Source organism: Dyella sp. Tek66A03, assembly GCF_052567735.1.
Genome location: NZ_CP199584.1, coordinates 939,074 through 957,623, shown reverse-complemented (window position 1 = coordinate 957,623; position 18,550 = coordinate 939,074). Strand labels below are relative to the sequence as shown.

The 18,550-nt window shown below is 63.7% G+C and carries 19 protein-coding genes; 1 reads left to right on the top strand and 18 read right to left on the bottom strand.

Annotated features, from left to right (window positions below):
* Positions 1–10: 10 nt before the first annotated feature.
* The 11 genes from ACT01B_RS04185 to ACT01B_RS04135 form a co-directional block, all read right to left on the bottom strand.
* A complete protein-coding gene (locus ACT01B_RS04185; protein ID WP_445146128.1) occupies positions 11–1,315 on the bottom strand; it encodes an ABC transporter permease in 1,305 nt (434 codons plus the stop codon).
* Between the two features lie 33 nt (positions 1,316–1,348).
* Positions 1,349–2,578, bottom strand: a complete 1,230-nt coding sequence (locus ACT01B_RS04180) for an ABC transporter permease (protein ID WP_445146127.1) — start codon at positions 2,576–2,578, stop codon at positions 1,349–1,351.
* Between the two features lie 15 nt (positions 2,579–2,593).
* Positions 2,594–3,907, bottom strand: coding sequence for an ABC transporter permease (locus tag ACT01B_RS04175; RefSeq protein ID WP_445147423.1), 1,314 nt, complete (start codon positions 3,905–3,907; stop codon positions 2,594–2,596).
* A gap of 84 nt (positions 3,908–3,991) precedes the next feature.
* Positions 3,992–5,227 carry an ABC transporter permease gene (locus ACT01B_RS04170; RefSeq protein ID WP_445146126.1) on the bottom strand — a complete coding sequence of 412 codons (1,236 nt, stop codon included), beginning with the start codon at positions 5,225–5,227 and terminating at the stop codon, positions 3,992–3,994.
* A gap of 10 nt (positions 5,228–5,237) precedes the next feature.
* On the bottom strand, positions 5,238–6,542 hold the full coding sequence (locus tag ACT01B_RS04165) for an ABC transporter permease (protein ID WP_445146125.1): 1,305 nt from the start codon (positions 6,540–6,542) through the stop codon (positions 5,238–5,240).
* Between the two features lie 66 nt (positions 6,543–6,608).
* Complete coding sequence (locus tag ACT01B_RS04160; protein WP_266183521.1) at positions 6,609–7,331, bottom strand: ABC transporter ATP-binding protein; 723 nt, start codon at positions 7,329–7,331, stop codon at positions 6,609–6,611.
* A gap of 61 nt (positions 7,332–7,392) precedes the next feature.
* Positions 7,393–8,664, bottom strand: coding sequence for an efflux RND transporter periplasmic adaptor subunit (locus ACT01B_RS04155; protein ID WP_445146124.1), 1,272 nt, complete (start codon positions 8,662–8,664; stop codon positions 7,393–7,395).
* Between the two features lie 175 nt (positions 8,665–8,839).
* Positions 8,840–9,376: a hypothetical protein gene (locus ACT01B_RS04150; protein WP_445146123.1), complete on the bottom strand. Its 537-nt coding sequence runs from the start codon at positions 9,374–9,376 to the stop codon at positions 8,840–8,842.
* Between the two features lie 188 nt (positions 9,377–9,564).
* Positions 9,565–9,786 (bottom strand): hemin uptake protein HemP, encoded by a 222-nt coding sequence (hemP, locus tag ACT01B_RS04145; protein ID WP_445146122.1) that lies wholly within the window; start codon positions 9,784–9,786, stop codon positions 9,565–9,567.
* A gap of 90 nt (positions 9,787–9,876) precedes the next feature.
* Positions 9,877–10,767 carry a subclass B3 metallo-beta-lactamase gene (gene bla, locus ACT01B_RS04140; protein WP_445146121.1) on the bottom strand — a complete coding sequence of 297 codons (891 nt, stop codon included), beginning with the start codon at positions 10,765–10,767 and terminating at the stop codon, positions 9,877–9,879.
* A 340-nt stretch (positions 10,768–11,107) separates the two neighbouring features.
* On the bottom strand, positions 11,108–12,076 hold the full coding sequence (locus ACT01B_RS04135; protein WP_445146120.1) for a potassium channel beta subunit family protein: 969 nt from the start codon (positions 12,074–12,076) through the stop codon (positions 11,108–11,110).
* Between the two features lie 162 nt (positions 12,077–12,238).
* On the opposite strand from ACT01B_RS04135, the gene ahr reads away from it, so the two are divergent.
* Positions 12,239–13,255 carry an NADPH-dependent aldehyde reductase Ahr gene (gene ahr, locus ACT01B_RS04130; protein WP_445146119.1) on the top strand — a complete coding sequence of 339 codons (1,017 nt, stop codon included), beginning with the start codon at positions 12,239–12,241 and terminating at the stop codon, positions 13,253–13,255.
* Between the two features lie 147 nt (positions 13,256–13,402).
* Here ahr and ACT01B_RS04125 read toward each other — a convergent pair whose 3' ends face one another.
* From ACT01B_RS04125 to ldcA, 7 genes are all read right to left on the bottom strand, one after another.
* Entirely contained in the window at positions 13,403–13,978 is a 576-nt protein-coding gene (locus ACT01B_RS04125; RefSeq protein ID WP_445146118.1) for a hypothetical protein, read from the bottom strand.
* A gap of 470 nt (positions 13,979–14,448) precedes the next feature.
* Positions 14,449–14,952: a phosphatidylglycerophosphatase A family protein gene (locus ACT01B_RS04120; RefSeq protein ID WP_445146117.1), complete on the bottom strand. Its 504-nt coding sequence runs from the start codon at positions 14,950–14,952 to the stop codon at positions 14,449–14,451.
* The gene (gene thiL / locus ACT01B_RS04115) at positions 14,949–15,929 is read right to left on the bottom strand and encodes a thiamine-phosphate kinase (protein WP_445146116.1); all 981 of its coding nucleotides are present in this window, start codon (positions 15,927–15,929) and stop codon (positions 14,949–14,951) included. The genes ACT01B_RS04120 and thiL overlap by 4 nt, the downstream gene beginning before the upstream one ends.
* Before the next feature lie 41 nt (positions 15,930–15,970).
* Positions 15,971–16,516 carry a GNAT family N-acetyltransferase gene (locus tag ACT01B_RS04110; protein ID WP_445146115.1) on the bottom strand — a complete coding sequence of 182 codons (546 nt, stop codon included), beginning with the start codon at positions 16,514–16,516 and terminating at the stop codon, positions 15,971–15,973.
* Positions 16,516–16,962: a transcription antitermination factor NusB gene (gene nusB / locus ACT01B_RS04105; protein ID WP_445146114.1), complete on the bottom strand. Its 447-nt coding sequence runs from the start codon at positions 16,960–16,962 to the stop codon at positions 16,516–16,518. Before nusB ends, ACT01B_RS04110 begins: the two co-directional genes overlap by 1 nt.
* Complete coding sequence (gene ribH, locus ACT01B_RS04100) at positions 16,962–17,423, bottom strand: 6,7-dimethyl-8-ribityllumazine synthase (RefSeq protein WP_445146113.1); 462 nt, start codon at positions 17,421–17,423, stop codon at positions 16,962–16,964. Before ribH ends, nusB begins: the two co-directional genes overlap by 1 nt.
* A 47-nt stretch (positions 17,424–17,470) precedes the next feature.
* Positions 17,471–18,430 carry a muramoyltetrapeptide carboxypeptidase gene (ldcA, locus tag ACT01B_RS04095; RefSeq protein ID WP_445146112.1) on the bottom strand — a complete coding sequence of 320 codons (960 nt, stop codon included), beginning with the start codon at positions 18,428–18,430 and terminating at the stop codon, positions 17,471–17,473.
* Positions 18,431–18,550: the final 120 nt, after the last annotated feature.

The following is an 18,550-nucleotide window of genomic DNA, read 5'->3' as shown; positions in this document are numbered from 1 at the left end:
GGCGTTGTCCTTACTGGCTCTTCAGTTGCAGCGCAGGAGTGATCTGGCAGGCACGCCAGGCGGGCAGCAGACCGGCCAACAGGCTCGATCCCACCGCCAACAGGAACGTGATCAACAACATCGACATGTCCAGATGCGCGAGTGCGGCGTAGTCGGAAGGCTGCTTGCGCACCAGCCACAAGCCGAGGAAGGCCAGCAGCAAGCCGCCAACGCCACCCGCCAGGCCGATGACGCCCGATTCCACCAGCAGTTGCATGAACACCTCACGCTTGGACGCGCCCAGCGCACGACGTACCCCCAGTTCACCCGAACGACGCAGGAACTTGGCCAGCATCAGGCCCACCGTATTGACCAGGCAGACCAGCAGGAATCCAAATGCCAACCAGGTTTGCAGGCGCACGTCGCCGGGCACGACCTTGTTGATATCCAGCCACTCCATCAGGGCCGGCAGGCGCACGTTGGGTTGCCGTTGGAAGCGCCCCATCGCTTTCTGCTCCTGCGAGTAATGCAGCAGGAATTCCTTGTAGGCGGCTGCATCACTGGTACTGCTTAGCTGGACCCAGAACTGCAACCAGACGCAAGGTGCGGTTTCGAGATGTTCCTCATCGCCTCCGCCGGTGCCCCAGCAGTCCATCGAGCCGTTGTGATCGAAGCGCAGCTCGCGTCCAGTGGTAAGCGGCAGGAAAACATCTTCCGACGCGGCATAGTTGCCCATGTTCATGTCGTAGAAGTGCGGATTGGGCCGCCAGCTGTCGAGCACGCCGATGACGCGGAAGGCCGCATCGCCCATGCGCAGAGTCTGGCCGGTACTGTCCTTGCCCGCGAACAGCTTGTCGTTGAGGGTGCGGGTGATCACCACCACGCGCGCCTTGTCCTTATCATCCGCTTCGCTCCAGCCGCGGCCGTAAATAAACGGCACCTGGAACATGGCGAAGAAATCGCTCGAGGTGTAGCGCGCGTCGCTGTAGAACGGGTCCATGCCCGACTGCGCCGGCTGCACCGGTACCGCGCCACCGGTCATAAGGGCCTGCCGCAGGCCGCGCTTGGCATGCAACAGGTTCATGCCATCGATCCAGGTGACTTGTTGCGGGGGCTCCTTGCCCGGCTCGTAGCCGTCCATGTCCTGAGGGTCGAGTTGCGGGTAGAACAACGTCGCGCTGCGTCCAGGCATCGGGTCACCCGACAACACATGGAGCACGGTCAGCGTGGTCATGCTGGCGCCGATACCCAACGCGATGGCGAGCACCATCAGTGCCGTGAGCATCTTGTTGCGCCTGAGGCTGCGCAGTGCCAAATCCAGGTAGTAGCCGAACATATGTTTCCCCTCGTTCCCAAACGTTCCCTGCGGTCAGACCGACCGCGTGGCCTCTACCGGAGGCACCCGTGATGCACGCATCGCCGGCGCCAACACGGCGCCCTGACCCAACAACAACAGAATCACCACACCGGCCAGCACGTACACCAGCGAAAGCCGGTTCATCTCGAAGCGCGTGACCAACCACAAATTGATGGCGATCGCCAGCAAGACGCCAATCAGCGCGCCACCACTGCTGATCAGCAGGTTCTCGGTCATGAAGTAATTGAGAATGTCGCGTTGCGTAGCGCCCAGGGCCCGCCGCACGCCGATCTGCTTGCGCCGCTGACCTACCCAGAAACTGGTGAGGCCGACGATGCCGGCCGCCGTAATGGCCAGCAGGACCACGCAGATCACCCCCATCAGTATCGCCATGCCCCGATCGCGCTCGTAGGCACGACTGCGCACCTGGGAGAAGCTGAGCACGCCGTCCTTCTCGTCCAGGATGCGCCGCGGGTTGTGCTCGAACAGCGCCTTGGGCGCCGCACGGATCGCTGCGTCCAACTGACCGGGACGAGCCCGAACGATATAGAAGACGCCCAGTGAGGTGGCGAGTCGCTTGGGCACGATCAGGGCGCGATAGGCAAAATCCGCCGCCCAACGATCGACGCTCTGCGCCTGCAGCATCTGGACCACGCCGACGATCGTGGTAGGACCACCCACCAAATAAATCGTCTTGCCCACCGCATCGCCATTCGGGAACAACTTGTCGGCAAGCGCCTTGGTCACCATGACCTGCGCCGGTCCCAGCCGGTCGCGCCAATCCATCCGACTGATTTCTTCCGCGCGGAAATTGCGACCGGCGATCAGCCTCAAGCCCAGCGTGTCGACGAAATGATCGTCCCCGAAATAGACGGTAGACCCGGTGGTGTCCTGCAGCTGATCGGGCTTGAGCTTGATGCCATCGTCCCAGCCGCCGCCGCGCAACGGATAGGAGTTGCTTGAGGTGACGTCCTGCACGCTGGAAAGCTCGCGCAGCACGCGCAGGTCCTCAACGATTTTCGCATCCGCCTGATCGGTCGTGGACGAACCCACCCATTCGTTCTGGATGACGAAGATGTTTGTCTCATCGATGCCCGTGGGTTCGGACAGGTGCGCCAGCCGCTGGTGAATGATGAACAGCGCATTGCAGACGATCGCCAGCGTCAACGCGATCTGCATGGCGATAAGAAAGGTACCCGCCTTGTGCCGGCGCAGTGCGGAAAGGATCGGCTTGATTTGCATGGCTCCCTCCTCGCCTCAGTTCGATTTCAGCTGCCAGGCGGGCTGCACTTGCGCCGCCCGCCAGGTGGGATAGAACGCGGCCAGCACCGTGGCGGCGATGGCCACCAGCAAGGTCAGCAGCACCAGGGAAATATCCAGATGGGCCAGGCGCGCGATCTGTGGCTCGAATACCAGACCCACACCCAACATGCCCAAGGCAGTCAACAGCAAGCCGAGTACGCCACCGGCAAGACCGACCATGCCGGCTTCGGCGAGGAACTGCCGATAGATGTCGGCACGCGAGGCGCCCAGCGCACGGCGGACACCGATCTCCGGCGCGCGGCGCATGAATTTCGCCAGCAATAGACCAATGGTGTTGACCAGACAGATCACCAGGAAACCCAGCGCCAGCGAGAGCGAAATGCGACTCTCCGGCGGCACCGCGTGCTGAAAGTCCAGCCACTGGTTGACGTCGCGCAGCCGATTGTTAGGTGCCCAGTTGAAACGCCCGGCGCGGCGCTGGTCATCAGCGTAGCCGCGAAGGAACTGCCTATAGGCCTCTACCTGCTCCGGGTTGTCGAGCTCGACCCAGGGACTGATCCACACGCATTCGCCACGCATCCAGCTGTCACGGTCTTCGCCGCGCTTGCCGTCGCTACCGCAGTTGTTATTGCCGTAGCTATCGATCTTCTGGTCGATGGCATACGTGAATGGAATATAGACCTGCGCCGGTGAGGCGTAGGCATTGTCATTGAACATGTCATAGAAGCGCGGTTTGGGGTCCCAGTCATTGGTGACGCCGACGATGCGGTATTCCCTGTCATCCAGGATGATCCGCCGTCCCACGCTGTTCTCTCCGCCAAAAATTTTCTGGTTGAGCGCGCGACTGATCACCACGATGGCACTGCGTGAGTCATCCTCGGTCGCCCCCCAGGCACTGCCGTACAGGAACGGCACGTCGAACATCGGGAAGAAGTCGCCATAGGTGGCATATCCGATCGCCTTGAACGGCATCCTGTGCGGATCGCCCGGCATGATGGACATCGCCACCGGAAACAGCACCGTCTGCCGCTCGGCCTTGTGCGCTCGCATCAGCGCCATGGCATCGGTGTAGGTGAGCGCGCTCGGCGGCTCGCCCTTGCGGTTGTACTGCGGGCCGCGGTTGTCGATCAGCGGCACGAACAACTGCGATGACTTCTGCGGAATCGGATCGCCGGATACCGCACGAAATACCGCAAACGTCACCATCGACGCGGCCACACCGAAGCCGATCGACATGATCATCAGCGCCGTCAGCAGCGGGTTGCGGCGCAGACTGGAAGCACCTAATCGCAAGTTGTGGATAAACATGGCGCTCATGACCACCTCATTCCAAACCAGGCATCCGTCTTCGCAAGCCAAACCATCGAGCTCTCCTTGAAAAACACCATCGCCTTAAACCGACCGGGTCGCCTCAACCGGCGGCACGCGCGCGGCACGCATGGCCGGCGCCAACACCGCGCCCTGCCCCAGCAACAACAGCGCAACGACGCCTACCGCCACGTACAACAGCGACAGCCGCGCCATCTCGAACTGCGTCACCAGCCACAGGTTCATGCCCACTGCCAGCAGTGCACCGACCACCACGCCGGCGATGCCGATAAGCAGGTTCTCGGTCATGAAATAGCTGAGGATGTCGCGCTGCGTGGCGCCCAGCGCACGCCGCACGCCGATCTGCTTGCGCCGCTGGCCGACCCAGAAGCTGGTGAGGCCGACGATGCCCGCCGCCGTGATCGCCAACAGCACCAGGCACACCACGCCCATCAGGATTGCCATGCCACGATCGCTCTTGTAAGCCTGTTCGCGCACGACGTCATAGGTACGCACGCCGCGTTCCGAGGGAATCACGCGCATACGGTTGAGCTTGTACAGCGTCTCCGGCACGGACTTGGTGACCGCGGCCAGTTGGCCCGGCTTGCTGCGCACCATGTACGAGGTGCCGCCACCGGTGAGCTGGTACGGCTCAAGCACTGCATTGTCAAGAAACGCGTCGGACCAGCTGCTATTCCACGGCACTTCCAACCGCTCGACGATGCCGATGATGGTGCTCGGCTTGGTGCTGTCATCGACGTACACCGCTTTGCCCAAACCCGAACCGTCCGGAAACAGTTTGTCGGCCAGCGCCTTGGTCACGATGACCTGGGACGAGGATACGACCGCTTTGGGATCCATTTCGATGATCTCGTCGGAGCGGAAATTGCGCCCAGCGACCAGCTTCAACCCCATCGTCGCCAACGCATGATCGTCGACGAAGTACTGCGTGGTGTGCGCTTCGGACTTCTTGTTGGCATCCGGATTGGTACGCACACCGGTCGACCAACCACCGCCACGCAAGGGATACGAATTGATCGAGATGGCGTCCTCGACGCCGGGCAGCTGGCGGATAGCCTGCACATCCGCACGCACCAGCGGGCCGGTCTTGTCGTCGTCGACACCGACCCAGCGGGTCTGCACGGTCAGCAGATCCGTTTCGATCAGTCCGGTGGGACGCGCGATGCGATCCAGGCGCTGCTGGATGATAAACAGCGCATTGCAGACGATGGCCAGGGTCAGGGCGATCTGCAGGGCGATAAGAAGGGTGCCTGCCTTGTGATGCTTGAGCGCGGCGAGAATGGGCTTGATTTGCAGCATGGTCGTCGCCTCAGTTGGATTTCAGCTGCCATGCGGGCTGCACCTGCGCCGCACGCCATGTCGGATAGAACGCTGCCAACACGGTCGCCAACACCGCTACCAGCATGGTCAGCGCGATAAGGGAAAAGTTGAGGTGGGCCAGCCGCGCGATATCCGGAGCGAACACCAAGGTCACGCCGAACACGCCCACGCCAGTCAATAGCAAGCCCAGGACGCCGCCGGCCAGACCCACGGTGCCGGCTTCGATCAGAAACTGCGCATAGATTTCCTTGCGCGATGCCCCAAGCGCTCGACGTACACCGATTTCCGGCGCGCGCCGCATGAATTTCGCCAGCAGCAAGCCCACGGTATTGACCAGGCAGATCAGCAGGAAGCCGAGCGACACCAGCAGCGACACCTTGGCTTCCTGCGGCACGACCTTCTCGTGCTCCAGCCACTGGGGGACGTCGTACAGCCGCACGTTGGGCGCCCATTGGAAGCGGCCGCTACGCTGCTGCTCGGCGGCATAACCCCGCAGATAGTCGCGATAGCCGGCAGCATCGGGCAGTTCGGCCCAGTACTGGATCCACACGCATTCGGAACGGATCCACGCATCCCAGCCTTCACCGGAATGCTTGTTGCAGTTGTTGTTGCCGTTGGTGGCCATCTTCAGATCAATGGCGCGCGTGAACGGGATGAACAATTGGATGGGGTCACCAAATCCCGACGTGTTGACGGGATCGAAGAACAGCGGCTGCGGATCCCACGTGTCCATCACGCCGCTGATGCGATAGCTGCGTCCGTCCAGGTTGATCTCGCGGCCCACGCTGTTGGCGCCATTGAACAGCTTGTCGTTGAGCTTGCGCCCGATCACCGCCGTTGCCGAATGTGCCTCGTCGTCCGACGCCTGCCAGGCGCCGCCATAGAGGAACGGAACGTCGAACATGGCGAACGCATCGGCATACACCGCATAGCTGCTTTCGCGCATCGGCAGCAGGCTGGCGTCGGCGGGAATCACCGACGGCGCCACCGGATACAACGCGGTCTGCCGCCTGGCGCGGTGATCACGCATCAAGCCCATGGCGTCGGTGTAACTCATGGCTTCGGGCGGCTCGCCCTTGTTCTGCGCGGCATCTTCCGGTCCCCAGTTGTCGATCAGGGGCACGAAGAGCTGGGACGACTTCTCAGGAATCGGATTGTTCGAGGTGGCGCGGAACACCGAATAGGTGGTCATCGATGCGGCCACGCCAAAGCCGATCGCCATCACCATCAGTGCAGTCAGCAAGGGATTGCGGCGCAAGCTGCGAAGGCCAAGCTGAATGTAGTAAGCAAGCATCGTTGTTCGCTCTGGTGGTGATGACGGCCTCCCGTCGGCACGGGAGGTCTCATGGGTGTGGCCGACTCAGGCCGGCGTGTTGGCGCGAGCGGCACTGACCGCATGATGGAAGCGCGGGTCTTCCGCCAGATCCACGACCTGACCGTCGATGATGTGCACGTTGCGCTGGGCGCGCGCGGCCAGCTCGGGGTCGTGCGTCACCATCACGATGGTGGCGCCCTCGCGGTGGATCTCTTCCAGCAGTTCCAGCACGCTGCGCGCCATCTGGGTGTCCAGGTTGCCGGTCGGTTCGTCCGCCAGCAGCAGGCGCGGCGAACCAGCCAGGGCGCGGGCGATAGCGACACGCTGCTGCTGACCACCGGAGAGCTCGGCCGGATAATGCTTGGCGCGCGAGGCCAGGCCCACGCGCTCCAGTGCATCCATGATGCGCTGCTTGCGCTCGGCCGCCTTCATACCGCGATAGCGCAACGGCACTTCGACGTTGTCGAACACATTGAGGTCGGGAATCAGGTTGAACGCCTGGAAGATGAAGCCGATCTTCTCGTTGCGGATCTTCGAACGCGCGTTGTCGTTGAGGTTGCTCACCTCGACGCCATCCAGGTGGTACTCGCCACCAGTGAAGGTTTCCAGCAGGCCCGCGATGGTGAGGAAGGTGGTCTTGCCGGAGCCGGACGGGCCGGTCACGGCGACGAACTCGCCTTCTTTCACGTTGATGTTGAAGTCGCGCAGCGCGTAGGTCTCCACCACTTCGGTGCGGTAGACCTTGGACAGGTGAGTCATCTTGAGCATGTGTGCTTCCTCGGTGGTGGTTTTCGCCCCTCCCCTTGCATGCGAGGGAGGGCTTTGGTCGTTAGTTGCTGATGGCGATGCGGGCAGCGCCCTTGAAGCTGTCGGTACCGGAGATCACGATGTTGTCGCCTTCCTTCAGGCCATCGAGAATTTCTACCTTGTCGATGCTGCTGGCACCCACGCGGATCGGGTGTTTCTCGGCGATGCCGTCGCGCACGACGTAGGCGTAGCTGCCACCCGATTCGTCGACGAAGGAACCACGCTGCACCGTCAACACGTTGTCGCGCCTGTCGAGCAGGATGCGCACGGAAAGGCGCTGGTTCTGGCGCAGCTGCTTGGGCGTCTCGCCATCGAAGCGCAGGCGTGCCGCCACTTCGCCGTTGACCACTTCAGGCGAGATGGCGCTGACCAGGCCCTTCCAGGTGTTGCCGTTGCCGGTGATTTCACCCGCCATGCCAATACCCAGGTCACGGGCGAAGCTTTCCGGCACCTTCATTTCCACTTCGAGCGCGGAGAGATCGATGACGCTGAGCAGCTGCGCGTCCTTGGCCACCGTGGCACGTTCGGCGATGAACAGCTGGCCGACCTGGCCATCCACGGGCGATTTCACGTTGAGGTCGTCCACTTGGCGCTGTAGGTCCTTCACCAGCAGCAGCTGGCGTTCATGCGCGAGCTTCTTGGACTGAATGTCGAACTCGAGGCTGTTGCTGTCCGTGCTCAGGTCGGCCTGGGCATGCGTCATGGTGATCTTGGCTTTTTGCAGTTCGTCCTTGGCCTTGTCCACGTTCATGCTCGGTACGGCGCCTTGCGTGAAGGCCTTCTCGTAGCGCGCCAGGTCGCGCTGTGCGCCCTGCTGATCGATCTGCGCGTTGTCGTAGGACTTCTGCAATTCACCGCGCTTCTTGCGCGCGTCGATCTGGGCGCGCAGATAGTCCACCTGCATCGCATCGGCGGCGCTCTGCTCCTGCGCCAGCTTGTTGGTCAGCTCGGGACTGTCGATGGTGGCGAGCAGCTGGCCCTTTTTCACCGCATCGCCCGCGTGCACCTTCAAGACGACGGCACCACCGTAGGTGGCGTACAACGTCGGGCTGACGGCCGCGACGACCTTGCCCTCGGCCGCGATATCGCGCACGAACAAACCGCGCTGGACCGTGGCGAAGGCCAGACGAGAGGCACTCACCGAGGCATCCGCCGAAAACAAGCGGCCGATGCGCGGTGCGAACAGCGCTAGCAGCACCAGCATGGCCACGCCACCGCCGATCAACAGCAGGCGACGTTTGCGATTGGGTTTGACCTCGACCAGTCGGTCTTGAGCGGAGGTGTCGCGAATCATCGATGTGTCCCTGGCCGCGGACAGTGCGGCCCCTGGACCTATGTCAGCAAGCGGCGTGCCAACTGAAAATCGATGCTTTATTTGCTTGTTTTCAATACGTTACTGAACACGATCCGGGCCGGACGGTTGTCCGCGGACAGATGGACGGACAGACGGACAAGCGTCCGCGCCCGGCTCAGCCCAGCATCGGCCCGAGCTCGACGGCCGCGGCGCGGGCGACGTCGCTCGCGATACCCCGCCCCAGGGCCGACACCTGCGCGAGTTGTGCGGTCTCAAGAATTTGCAGCGCACCCACCCGACCATGGCGAAAATGGACGAGCGTGGCGCTGGCCGCCCGACACACCATTCGCTCCGGATGCAACGGCGCCGCCGGTAGCAGCCGGCTCTCGGCGAGCAGGGCGTCCCAGGCGAGATAGTCGGTATCCGGCAACAGGTGCAAGCGCGCGCGCGGGCGAGCTTGCGCATCCATGCAGTCGATCCATTCGCGCGGTCCGTCTGCACCAATCATGCAGGCGGCGACGAGTTCGCGCGTTTCGAACAGCGGCGCCAGCTCGCGCCGCGCCACCAGCCAGCCGGTGGACACCGGCAGGTCCTGCTGCGCTGAAGGTGGCGCCGGCAGGTACAGCACGCCACCGAGCAGCGGCAGACGGGATGCCAGTTCGACGCCCGACATGGGTACCGAACAGCGGGTGATCGGTCCCGCGTCTGCCAACCGACACTTCTCAGTCAAGGCGTGAGTGAGCCAGCCAAGCATTGTCATTGCTCCTTGCAGAGAGGCGACCCGGCTGGCGTTCCGCGGGAACGGCGTGGCGATAGGCCTGAAGTGCGTCGCCGGCCTCGGAGCCGGCAAGGGGAGAAAGGGCATCCTTGCCCAAGAACCGCACCACGGGGGACGGCGAATTATTTCGTCAGGATCAGCTTGTCGTTGCGGGTGAGCCGCAGGTGGTATTCGCTGCCCTGATGCTGGATCACCAGCTCACGCTCGCCGTTCAGCAGCAGCTGGCTCGAGATGCGCCGCGTCGCCGAAGTGTCGGCCGCCGGGGTTGGCTTGAGGCTGAGCAGGCGGAACGGGCGGGCCAGCGCTTCAGCAGCGTGAGGCTGAGACAGGACGGTCATCGTCATGATGGAACTCCGCAGTTCGGAAGTGGCCACTAGATGATAATGATTCGCATTTGAGTGTCAACTGCCTGATTCGTCCCACCAGGTTGCTGTTCAGTGAGCCGGCACGTCTGAGTCCTGCGCCCTCTCCTTCGCGAGCCGACCATTCAGCATCGCGCGGCCGCTCTCGGCATAGGTTCGGCAAGCAGCGGTGTCGATGAGCGGATCGGGTTTCGCACCGGCATCGCGCCGCGCCACCTTCACCAGGAAATCGCTCTGCTCCGGGTGTGGCGTGATCAGGATGTCGCACGGCAAGCCCGCGATGGTGTCGATGCCATGGCGAAAGTCCTCCACACGGTGCGGATGGGCCGCATCATCGGTGTAGTGAAAACCGTCCGCGCTGATGGAGCTGAGGCTGTCCGCGTAGACCAGGTTGAGGCAGCGACCGGCATCGCACGCTTGCCACGTCCACGTCGTGCTACCCGGTGTATGGCCGGGTGTGTAGTGCGCAGTCATCGCGCTGTCGCCCACGCGCACCACCTCACCATCCGCCACCACGGTCACCTTGGCGACGGGTGCAAATGGCGACGCTTCACCGTATTGCGGATCTTCCGGATCCTTGCCGCCCAGCATCAGCGCCTTCGCCCCCGCCGCGCTCGCTGCCACCCGGGCACCACTGTCCCGGGCGAGCGTGGCGATGGCGCCCGCATGATCGAAGTGCGCGTGGGTATTGAGGATCAGCTTGATGTCGGCCAGCCGAAATCCGAGCGCCTTGATATTGGCTTCAATCTGCGGCGCATTGCGCGCCATGGGGGCGTCGATCAGCACCAGTCCCTGCGGTGAAGCGACAAGGATCGCGCTAAGCCCCTTGGTACCCACGTAGTACGTGTTGCCATAGATACGGAAAGGATTTTGCGGCTGAGTCCACTCGGGTGTCTCGGCATGGGCGAACGACATGAATGCCGCAGCGACGCAGGTGGAGAGGAAAACGGTAAGTGGCTTCATGCGGAGGCATCTCCTTTTCTGACGATGTGGGCCGGCGGTAGGTGTGTTCCGGTGGCCGTGCATGGTGCGCGTGGAAAAGGAAGCGGGAGCGGCCGGGCTCGGCGTTCGGGCGGGCGCAAAATGGCTTTACGGAGCCAGCAAGTCCCCACCGTGCAAGGTTTCCATGTAAGAGCGCACCCTGTGCGCGACCATCCGGCAGGATTGCCGGTTTGCACAGCGCAAGCTGCCCGCAGGGCGAGGGCCAGGGATGGCCCGAGTGAACAACCTACGGAGCGGTAACGCCGTGATCGCGCACAGGGTGCGCTCCTACAAGTAATGGTCTCGCGCGCCTAGCGCCTCATCACCCCAATGCCTCATCAATCCTCTTGAGCACGCCCGCATCCAACTTCGCCACTACCTCCAGCGCAGCCAGATTCTGCTCCAACTGCTCCAGCCGACTCGCCCCCAGCATCACCGTCGACACCTGCGGATTGACCAGACACCAGGCGATCGACAACTGCGCCAGGGTCACGCCGAGATCGGCGGCGATCGGGGCGAGGTTGCGCACCTTGGCGATCTTGTCGCCCCCCTGCTCCAGGATCGCGTCGCGCAACCACTCATAGCCCGGTTGCGCCAAACGCCCATCGGCAGGCACGCCATCGTTGTACTTGCCGCTCAACAAGCCGGACGCGAGGGGCGACCAGATCGTGGTGCCCATGCCGTAGGTGTCGTAGAGCGGCGCGTACTCCTGCTCCACCCGTTCTCGATGCAGCAAGTTGTACTGCGGTTGCTCCATCACCGGTGCGTAAAGATGGTTCTCGCGTGCCACCCGATGGGCCTCGTCTATCGCCTCGGCGGCCCATTCACTGGTGCCCCAATAGAGCACCTTGCCCTGTCGCACCAGGGTATCCATGGCCGCCACGGTTTCCTCGATCGGCGTATCCGGATCAGGGCGATGACAGAAGTACAGATCGAGATGCTCGACACGCAACCGTTGCAAGGCCTGGTGACAGGCTTCGATCACGTGCTTGCGCGACAGCCCTCGCTGGGTTGGCAGCGGATGTTCGGTCGCGCCGAAGAACACCTTGCTCGACACGCAGTAGCTGTCACGCGGAAAACGCAGGTCGGCGAGCACGTCGCCCATCAGGGTTTCGGCCACGCCATGATTGTAGACTTCGGCGTTGTCGAAGAAATTGACGCCGCGATCGTATGCCATCGCCAGCAGGTCACGCGCCAGCGACCGTCCCACCTGTTTGCCGAAAGTGACCCAGGCGCCAAACGACAGTGCCGACAACTGCAGGCCGGATTTTCCAAGACGTCGGTATTGCATGGGGTACTCCGCTTGCATGGGGATGGATCAGCATGCCAACAGCATGCGGCCCGCGTCCAGCATGGCTGCTCTTGCCCCCCTCCTATACGTCACGCCAACGCGCTGCCGGCTAGGCTCCGGTGTTTTAGACGCGCGCATCCCATTCGCCAAAGGAACCACGCCATGTCACTCATGAAGGGTTGGGCCGTGCAAGAGGCGGGCAAGCCGCTGGTTCTCAGCGATTTTGAGCTCGGGCCGCTCGGCGCTGAGGAGGTGGAGGTCGCCGTGGACTACTGCGGCGTCTGTCATTCCGACCTGTCCATGATCAACAACGAGTGGGGCATGTCCCGCTTCCCCTTCGTGCCGGGACATGAAGTGATCGGCCGCGTGACTGGCCTTGGCCCGCAGGCCAAAGGCCTGAAGCTCGGCCAGCGCGTAGGCATCGGCTGGACCGCGGAAACCTGTATGCATTGCCGCCAATGCCTGTCGGGCCACCAGAACCTCTGCGCTCAATCGGTGCCCACGATCGGCGGGCATCAGGGAGGGTTCGCCGACAAGGTGCGCGCACACTGGGCCTGGACCATTCCGCTCCCGGAAGGCATCCACTTGGCCAGCGCCGGTCCACTGCTGTGTGGAGGCATCACGGTACTCAAGCCGTTTCTCGCCTACGACATCAGCCCCAGCGCCCGCGTCGGCGTGGTGGGCATCGGCGGCCTTGGCCATATGGCGATCAAGTTTGCCAAGGCCTGGGGCTGCGAAGTGACGGCCTTCACCTCCACCGCGGCCAAGGCGGACGAGGCGCGCAGTTTCGGCGCACACCATGTCGTCTCCAGCCGAGATGCCAATGCGATTGGCGCCATCGTCGGCTCGCTCGATCTGCTGCTGGTGACCGTCAATGTGCCGATGGACTGGAATGCGTTCATCGCCACGCTGGCACCGCGCGGACGCATGCATGTGGTCGGCGCGGTGCTTGAGCCCATCCCCGTACCCGCGTTCTCGCTGATCATGGCGCAACGCGAAGTCTCCGGCTCGCCTACCGGCTCACCTATCGACATTGCCACCTTGCTCGACTTCACGACCCGCCATGACATCCGCCCGCAGGTGGAAATGTTCCCCATGAATCAGGTCAACGAAGCGCTAAAACACCTGGAGGAGGGTAAGGCGCGCTATCGCATCGTGCTGGAGGCAAAGGCGGGGTAGCGCCTTGGCAGGCTCGATGCCACGTCGGCTGGAAGCTCTGCCCGTCCAACGCTGGGTATCGTCGCTCGCCGACATCCGCCTTGATGTCCGCGAGCCACTGGCGAAGGCGCACGGCCATTCGGCCCTTGACGCTATGACCTGGTGCTATCAGGGAAGCAAATGGACTGCCGTGCGCCCGTCCAGGCCATCGTCGGCGTCCGAACGCCATACGGCCTTATGGATCTTGTCGCTCGTTCCCCACGTCTTCAGCACCGCGAGCACCGTCTCGTCCTGGGTGTCCTTCCTCACGTAGAAGTCCAGATAGCGATGGTCCTCGCAGGCCACGTCGCAATGGAAGCTGGAGAAGCCCAAGGCTTGGATCTGGCCGAACTCATTGAGGATCACCACGGCCGCGTCACCCCCGCGGTCGTGCGATGGAGCGGCCGCAAACAGGAAACGCTTGTCCTCCAGCCGTACGACGTTTTCCGGCGTACCTCCCAGGGCCGTGAGCGCTTGTTCGCTCAAGGAACGATTGGAACGGAAGTAGCTGGCTTTCGTGCTGTTCGCGAAATGTGCCAAGGCCTGGGCGAAGCCCGAGGACTTCACCAGTTCGTTGGCGTTGGGGCAGGTCGACGGGTCGATCAACCGGCAGGGTCCTGGAGGTAAGCTGCCCGCCGCAGAGACGACCGACGGTGCAATCAGCACCGCGAGCAGACATGCACTCTTGATTAGAAGCCTACGCATAACACCCCCTAGAAGTGAATCGAATGCCTGGAACTGGCGTCGGGCCATGCAGCAACCGGGCGCTACGCCATTCACCGCCGACGCCGCCAGGTCGCTGCAGCGTCGATGTCCGGAAAATCGCGGTCCCCGATATAGCCGACCTGGCCTGTGAACGCCTCATGGCGCTCGCGCGACCGCAGGATCTGACGCCCAACGCGCCGAAGCACCAGCGCACCGGTACACGTGTACTGCCGTCGTATGGCAGGCAAAAGTCAGTGCGCCGTGGACGTCCAAACGCCCCTGTCCCGGATGGCACCAGATGTAACACTGCTATGCGTGATACGTAAAGGCTTTAGGCCGCCGTTGCCCACCTTTACAGGAATTATTCCTATGCACCGCCTGCGCTGGCCCCTGCTCCAAGGCGCATAGCACCAGGGTGATCTGAACCCGTCGCCATCAATGGAACGTGGCGACTCTCGCGCTATGCGAGCTCAGACGTGCACTAGAGCCTGCACCACCGCCAGTACGATAGCCGCGAATAGGCCAGCCACGACGTCATCCACCATCACACCGAGGCCGCCCTTGAGGCGGCGATCCAGCCAGCCGATGGGCCAGGGCTTCCACACATCGAACAGGCGAAACAGGGCGAAGCCGATAACGACACTCCACCAGGGCGCCAGCAGCGCGGGGATCAGGGCAATCCACAAACCGACGAATTCGTCCCACACGAGGCTGCGGTGATCGTCCACGCCGAGCGCGCGGCCTGCCAGGCTGCAAGCCCACACGCCCACGACGAATGCCACCAGCAACCCGAAGACGTAGAGCTGTAGCGGCAAACTACGCAGCAACAACCAGGGCAGGATCGCCGCCAAGGAGCCGAACGTACCCTGAGCCACAGGCGCCAGGCCCGAGCCGAAACCGCAGGCGAGCCAACCCGCGGGCGTGGCGAGCAGGCGTCGACGTTGCTCGGAGGTCAGGATCTTTTTATCGCTCATGGGGCGAAATGATCCCAGCCGCGACGCGTCACTTCCAGCCACTGGCCGTGCTCATCGCGTACGCGCACCTGGTCGCCCTCCACCATGCGGCCGATCCGCGTGGCACCGCAGCCCATGCGGGCCAGATCGGTCTGCACTTCAGCCACCCGCGCGGACGGCACGGTAAAGCACAACTCATAGTCGTCGCCGCCGGTGAGGGCGAAGTCGCGCGCGCTGGCCTCGTCGAAGGCACCGAGCAACATGGATGAGCGCGGCAGCAAGGCCGCGTCGATCTCCGCGCCGAGTCCGCTTGCCGCGCAGAGATGGCCAAGGTCGGCGAGCAGGCCGTCGGACACATCGATGCAGGCGCTGGCACGCTCGCGCAAGGCGAGTCCGACCGCCAAGCGGGGCGTAGGGCGGTTCAATCGTTCAATCAGATAGGCGGCGCGGCCATCGCCTTCATCGATGCGCACCCCCTGCTGCAGCAACTGCAGTCCTGCGGCGGCATCACCGAGGGTTCCCGTCACCAGCACCAGGTCACCGACCCGCGCACCGGCGCGCGTCAGCGCCTTGCCGGGCGGCACGAAGCCATGGACGGCCACGCTTACCGTCAGGGCGCCACGCGTGGTATCGCCGCCGATCAGGGCCAACCGATGCGGTTGTGCGAGCTGGGCAAAGCCCTTGGCGAATTCGTCGATGAATTGCGCATGGCATTCGGCCGCATGCGGCGGCAGCGTAAGCGCCAGCAGCGCCCATGCCGGGCTGGCCCCCATCGCGGCAAGGTCGGAGAGATTCACCGCCAGCGATTTCCAGCCAATATCGGCGGCTGCCGTACCTTGTGGAAAATGCACACCCTCGACCAGGGTGTCGATCGCGATGGCGATCTCCTGCCCCACCGGTGGGGCCACCAGGGCGGCGTCATCGCCAATACCGAGGCGCACGTCTTCGCGGCCTTGCGCGGTGCGTTCACGGATGCGATCGATCAGGCGAAATTCCATGGCTTGCGACCTGTGTGGATCAACCGGTGCCGCACTCGAGATTAGCGGCTGAAAACGAGCGTTGGGCTGCCGTGATACGTGGTTTCCTGCCACGGCCGGAAGCCGGCTTTCTCGGCCACGCGGATCGACGGCAGGTTCTCCGGGGCGATGATGCAGACGGCGCGCAGCGCGCCGAGGTGTTGATCGCCCCAGGCGGTTACAGCGGCAACGGCTTCGCTCGCATAGCCCCTGCCATGCGCCGAGGGAGCCAGCACCCAGCCAAACTCCAGCATGCCTTCCAACGAAGGCTCCAGATCGCGCTTGAGATCGGCGTAGCCGATGTCGCCGATATAGCGGCCGCTACTTTTTTCCTCGACGGCCCAGTAGCCATAACCCAGCAGGCTCCACATGCCGGCGTATTGCAGCAACCGCTTCCACACTTCCTCGGCGCTGAACGGACGGCCGCCGACATAGCGGGTGACGTCCGCATCAGACCAGATCGCCGTGCATGCGGCATGGTCGTCAGCCCGATGCGCGCGCAGCCGCAGTCGCTCGGTTTCGAGCACGGGCACCAGACTCTCGATGGCGCGCCCGTTGGGGCCAGACATCAGCCGCGCTTCTCGGTGGCACGCAGGGTGCCGGCCAGCTTGTCGAGCACGCCATTGACGTAGCTGTGGCCGTGGTCGGCGCCAAAGCGCTTGGTAACCTCGATGGCCTCGTTGATGATCACCCGGTACGGCACGTCCGGGCGGTACTTCAACTCGTAAGCAGCCAGGCGCAGCGCGGCACGCTCGATCGGGTCGATCTGGGCGACGTCGCGGTCCACGAAGGGCTTGAGGCTGATGTCGATCGCGTCGATGTTGCGCTCCACCCCACGCAGCAGGTCCTCGAAGTATTCGAGATCGGCCACTTCCATGTCCTGCTCGTGGCGAAACTGATCGATTACCGCGTTCATGTGGCTGCCGCTGAGCTGCCACGCGTACAACGCCTGAAGCGCGCGCCGGCGGGCGCGCGAACGTGCAGCGAGATCGATGCCTTCGGGACGCTGGCTCATCACAGCTTTCCGTACAGGTTGACCATCTCGAGCGCGGCCAGCGCCGCATCGGCGCCCTTGTTGCCGGCCTTGGTGCCGGAACGCTCGATGGCCTGCTCGATGCTGTCGGTGGTCAGTACGCCAAACGCCACCGGCACCCCGGAAGCATACGCCGCCTGGGCCAGGCCCTTGGCGCATTCGCCGGCCACAAAGTCGAAATGCGGAGTGGAACCACGGATCACCGCGCCCAACGCGATCACCGCCGCATACTTGCCCGAGTTCGCAAGCTTATGCGCCGCCAACGCGATTTCCCAGGCGCCCGGCACGCGGATCAGCTCGATGGCGTCGTCTTTCACGCCATGGCGCACCAGCACGTCACGCGCGCCGGCCACCAGGGGTTCGACCACAAAACCGTTGAAACGGCCGGCGACAATGGCAAAACGGCCTTTGGGCGTGGCGAAATCGCCTTCGATGATCTTCATGGGTAAACGCTTCCTGAGGGCTCGATGGCCCATGCGGGCCGGACATTTTACGGGATTTGGGGCAACTTGCCCGGATCGGGCCGGGAAACCGCCGCGGAAAGGTGGGGATGGCCGGAAAAGCGGAGGCTGGCCTGCCCGTTCGCCACCTGCAACCGGGCCGGCACGCCGAATGGCAGGGTGAACTTGTCCGGCTCGTGGCCGAACGGCAAACCCCGCACCACGGGCAGGTGCGCCACCCGGCTGATCTGCTCAAACGCGGCGTCGATGTCATAGCCGTTGTCGTACGCATGTGGCCGGCAATGGGTGAAATGGCCCAGCACCAGGGCCCGCTGGCGATCCAGCACACCGGCAAGATGCAGCTGATACAGCAGCCGCTCGATGCGGAACGGCGGTTCGCCCACGTCCTCCACGAACAGGATGCCGCCGTCGATGCGCGGGAAATACGGCGTGCCGATCAGGCTGCACAGCACGGCGAGATTGCCACCCCACAGCGGGCCATGGACGTCCAGCTCGGTCGTCGTGGCAGTCGCCCAGCTTGCCGAGGCCTCCGGCGCGGACACCGCGCGCCAGAAGTGTTCCCACATCAGCGGATTCAGATCAGGGGCGCCAAAGTCCGCGCCCAGCATGGGGCCACCGAAGGTGACGAGACCGCTCTTTGCGTACAAGGCCATCTGGATCGCGGTGAAATCGCTGTGGCCAACCAGCAAGGTGGCCGCATCGGCGAGTCGTTCGCGCAGTGCGCCGTAGTGGATATGTTCGAGCAGCCGGGTGGCACCGTAACCGCCGCGGATGGCCAGCGCGATATCCGGCAACGACGGATGGATGGCCAAGGCGTTGAGGTCGGCTACGCGCTCGGCATCGCCGCCGGCGTAGCGGTGTTCGAGCCGATCGAGCACGTCCAGCCCATCCACGGTGCAACCGGCGGCGCGCAAGCGCGCTACGCCGCGCGTCATGGCGTCACGATCGTGCGGGTAGCCGGAGGGGGCGATCAGGCGGAGTCGGGTCATGGCGGCGTCTGGTCTGGATGTGTGTCGGGAGTATGTGCCCAGAAAGCTGGCGTTCGGAGGGAGTGACCAGGCCGAAACCCTGCTCCGTCCCCTCATCGTCATCCCAGCGAACGCTGGGAT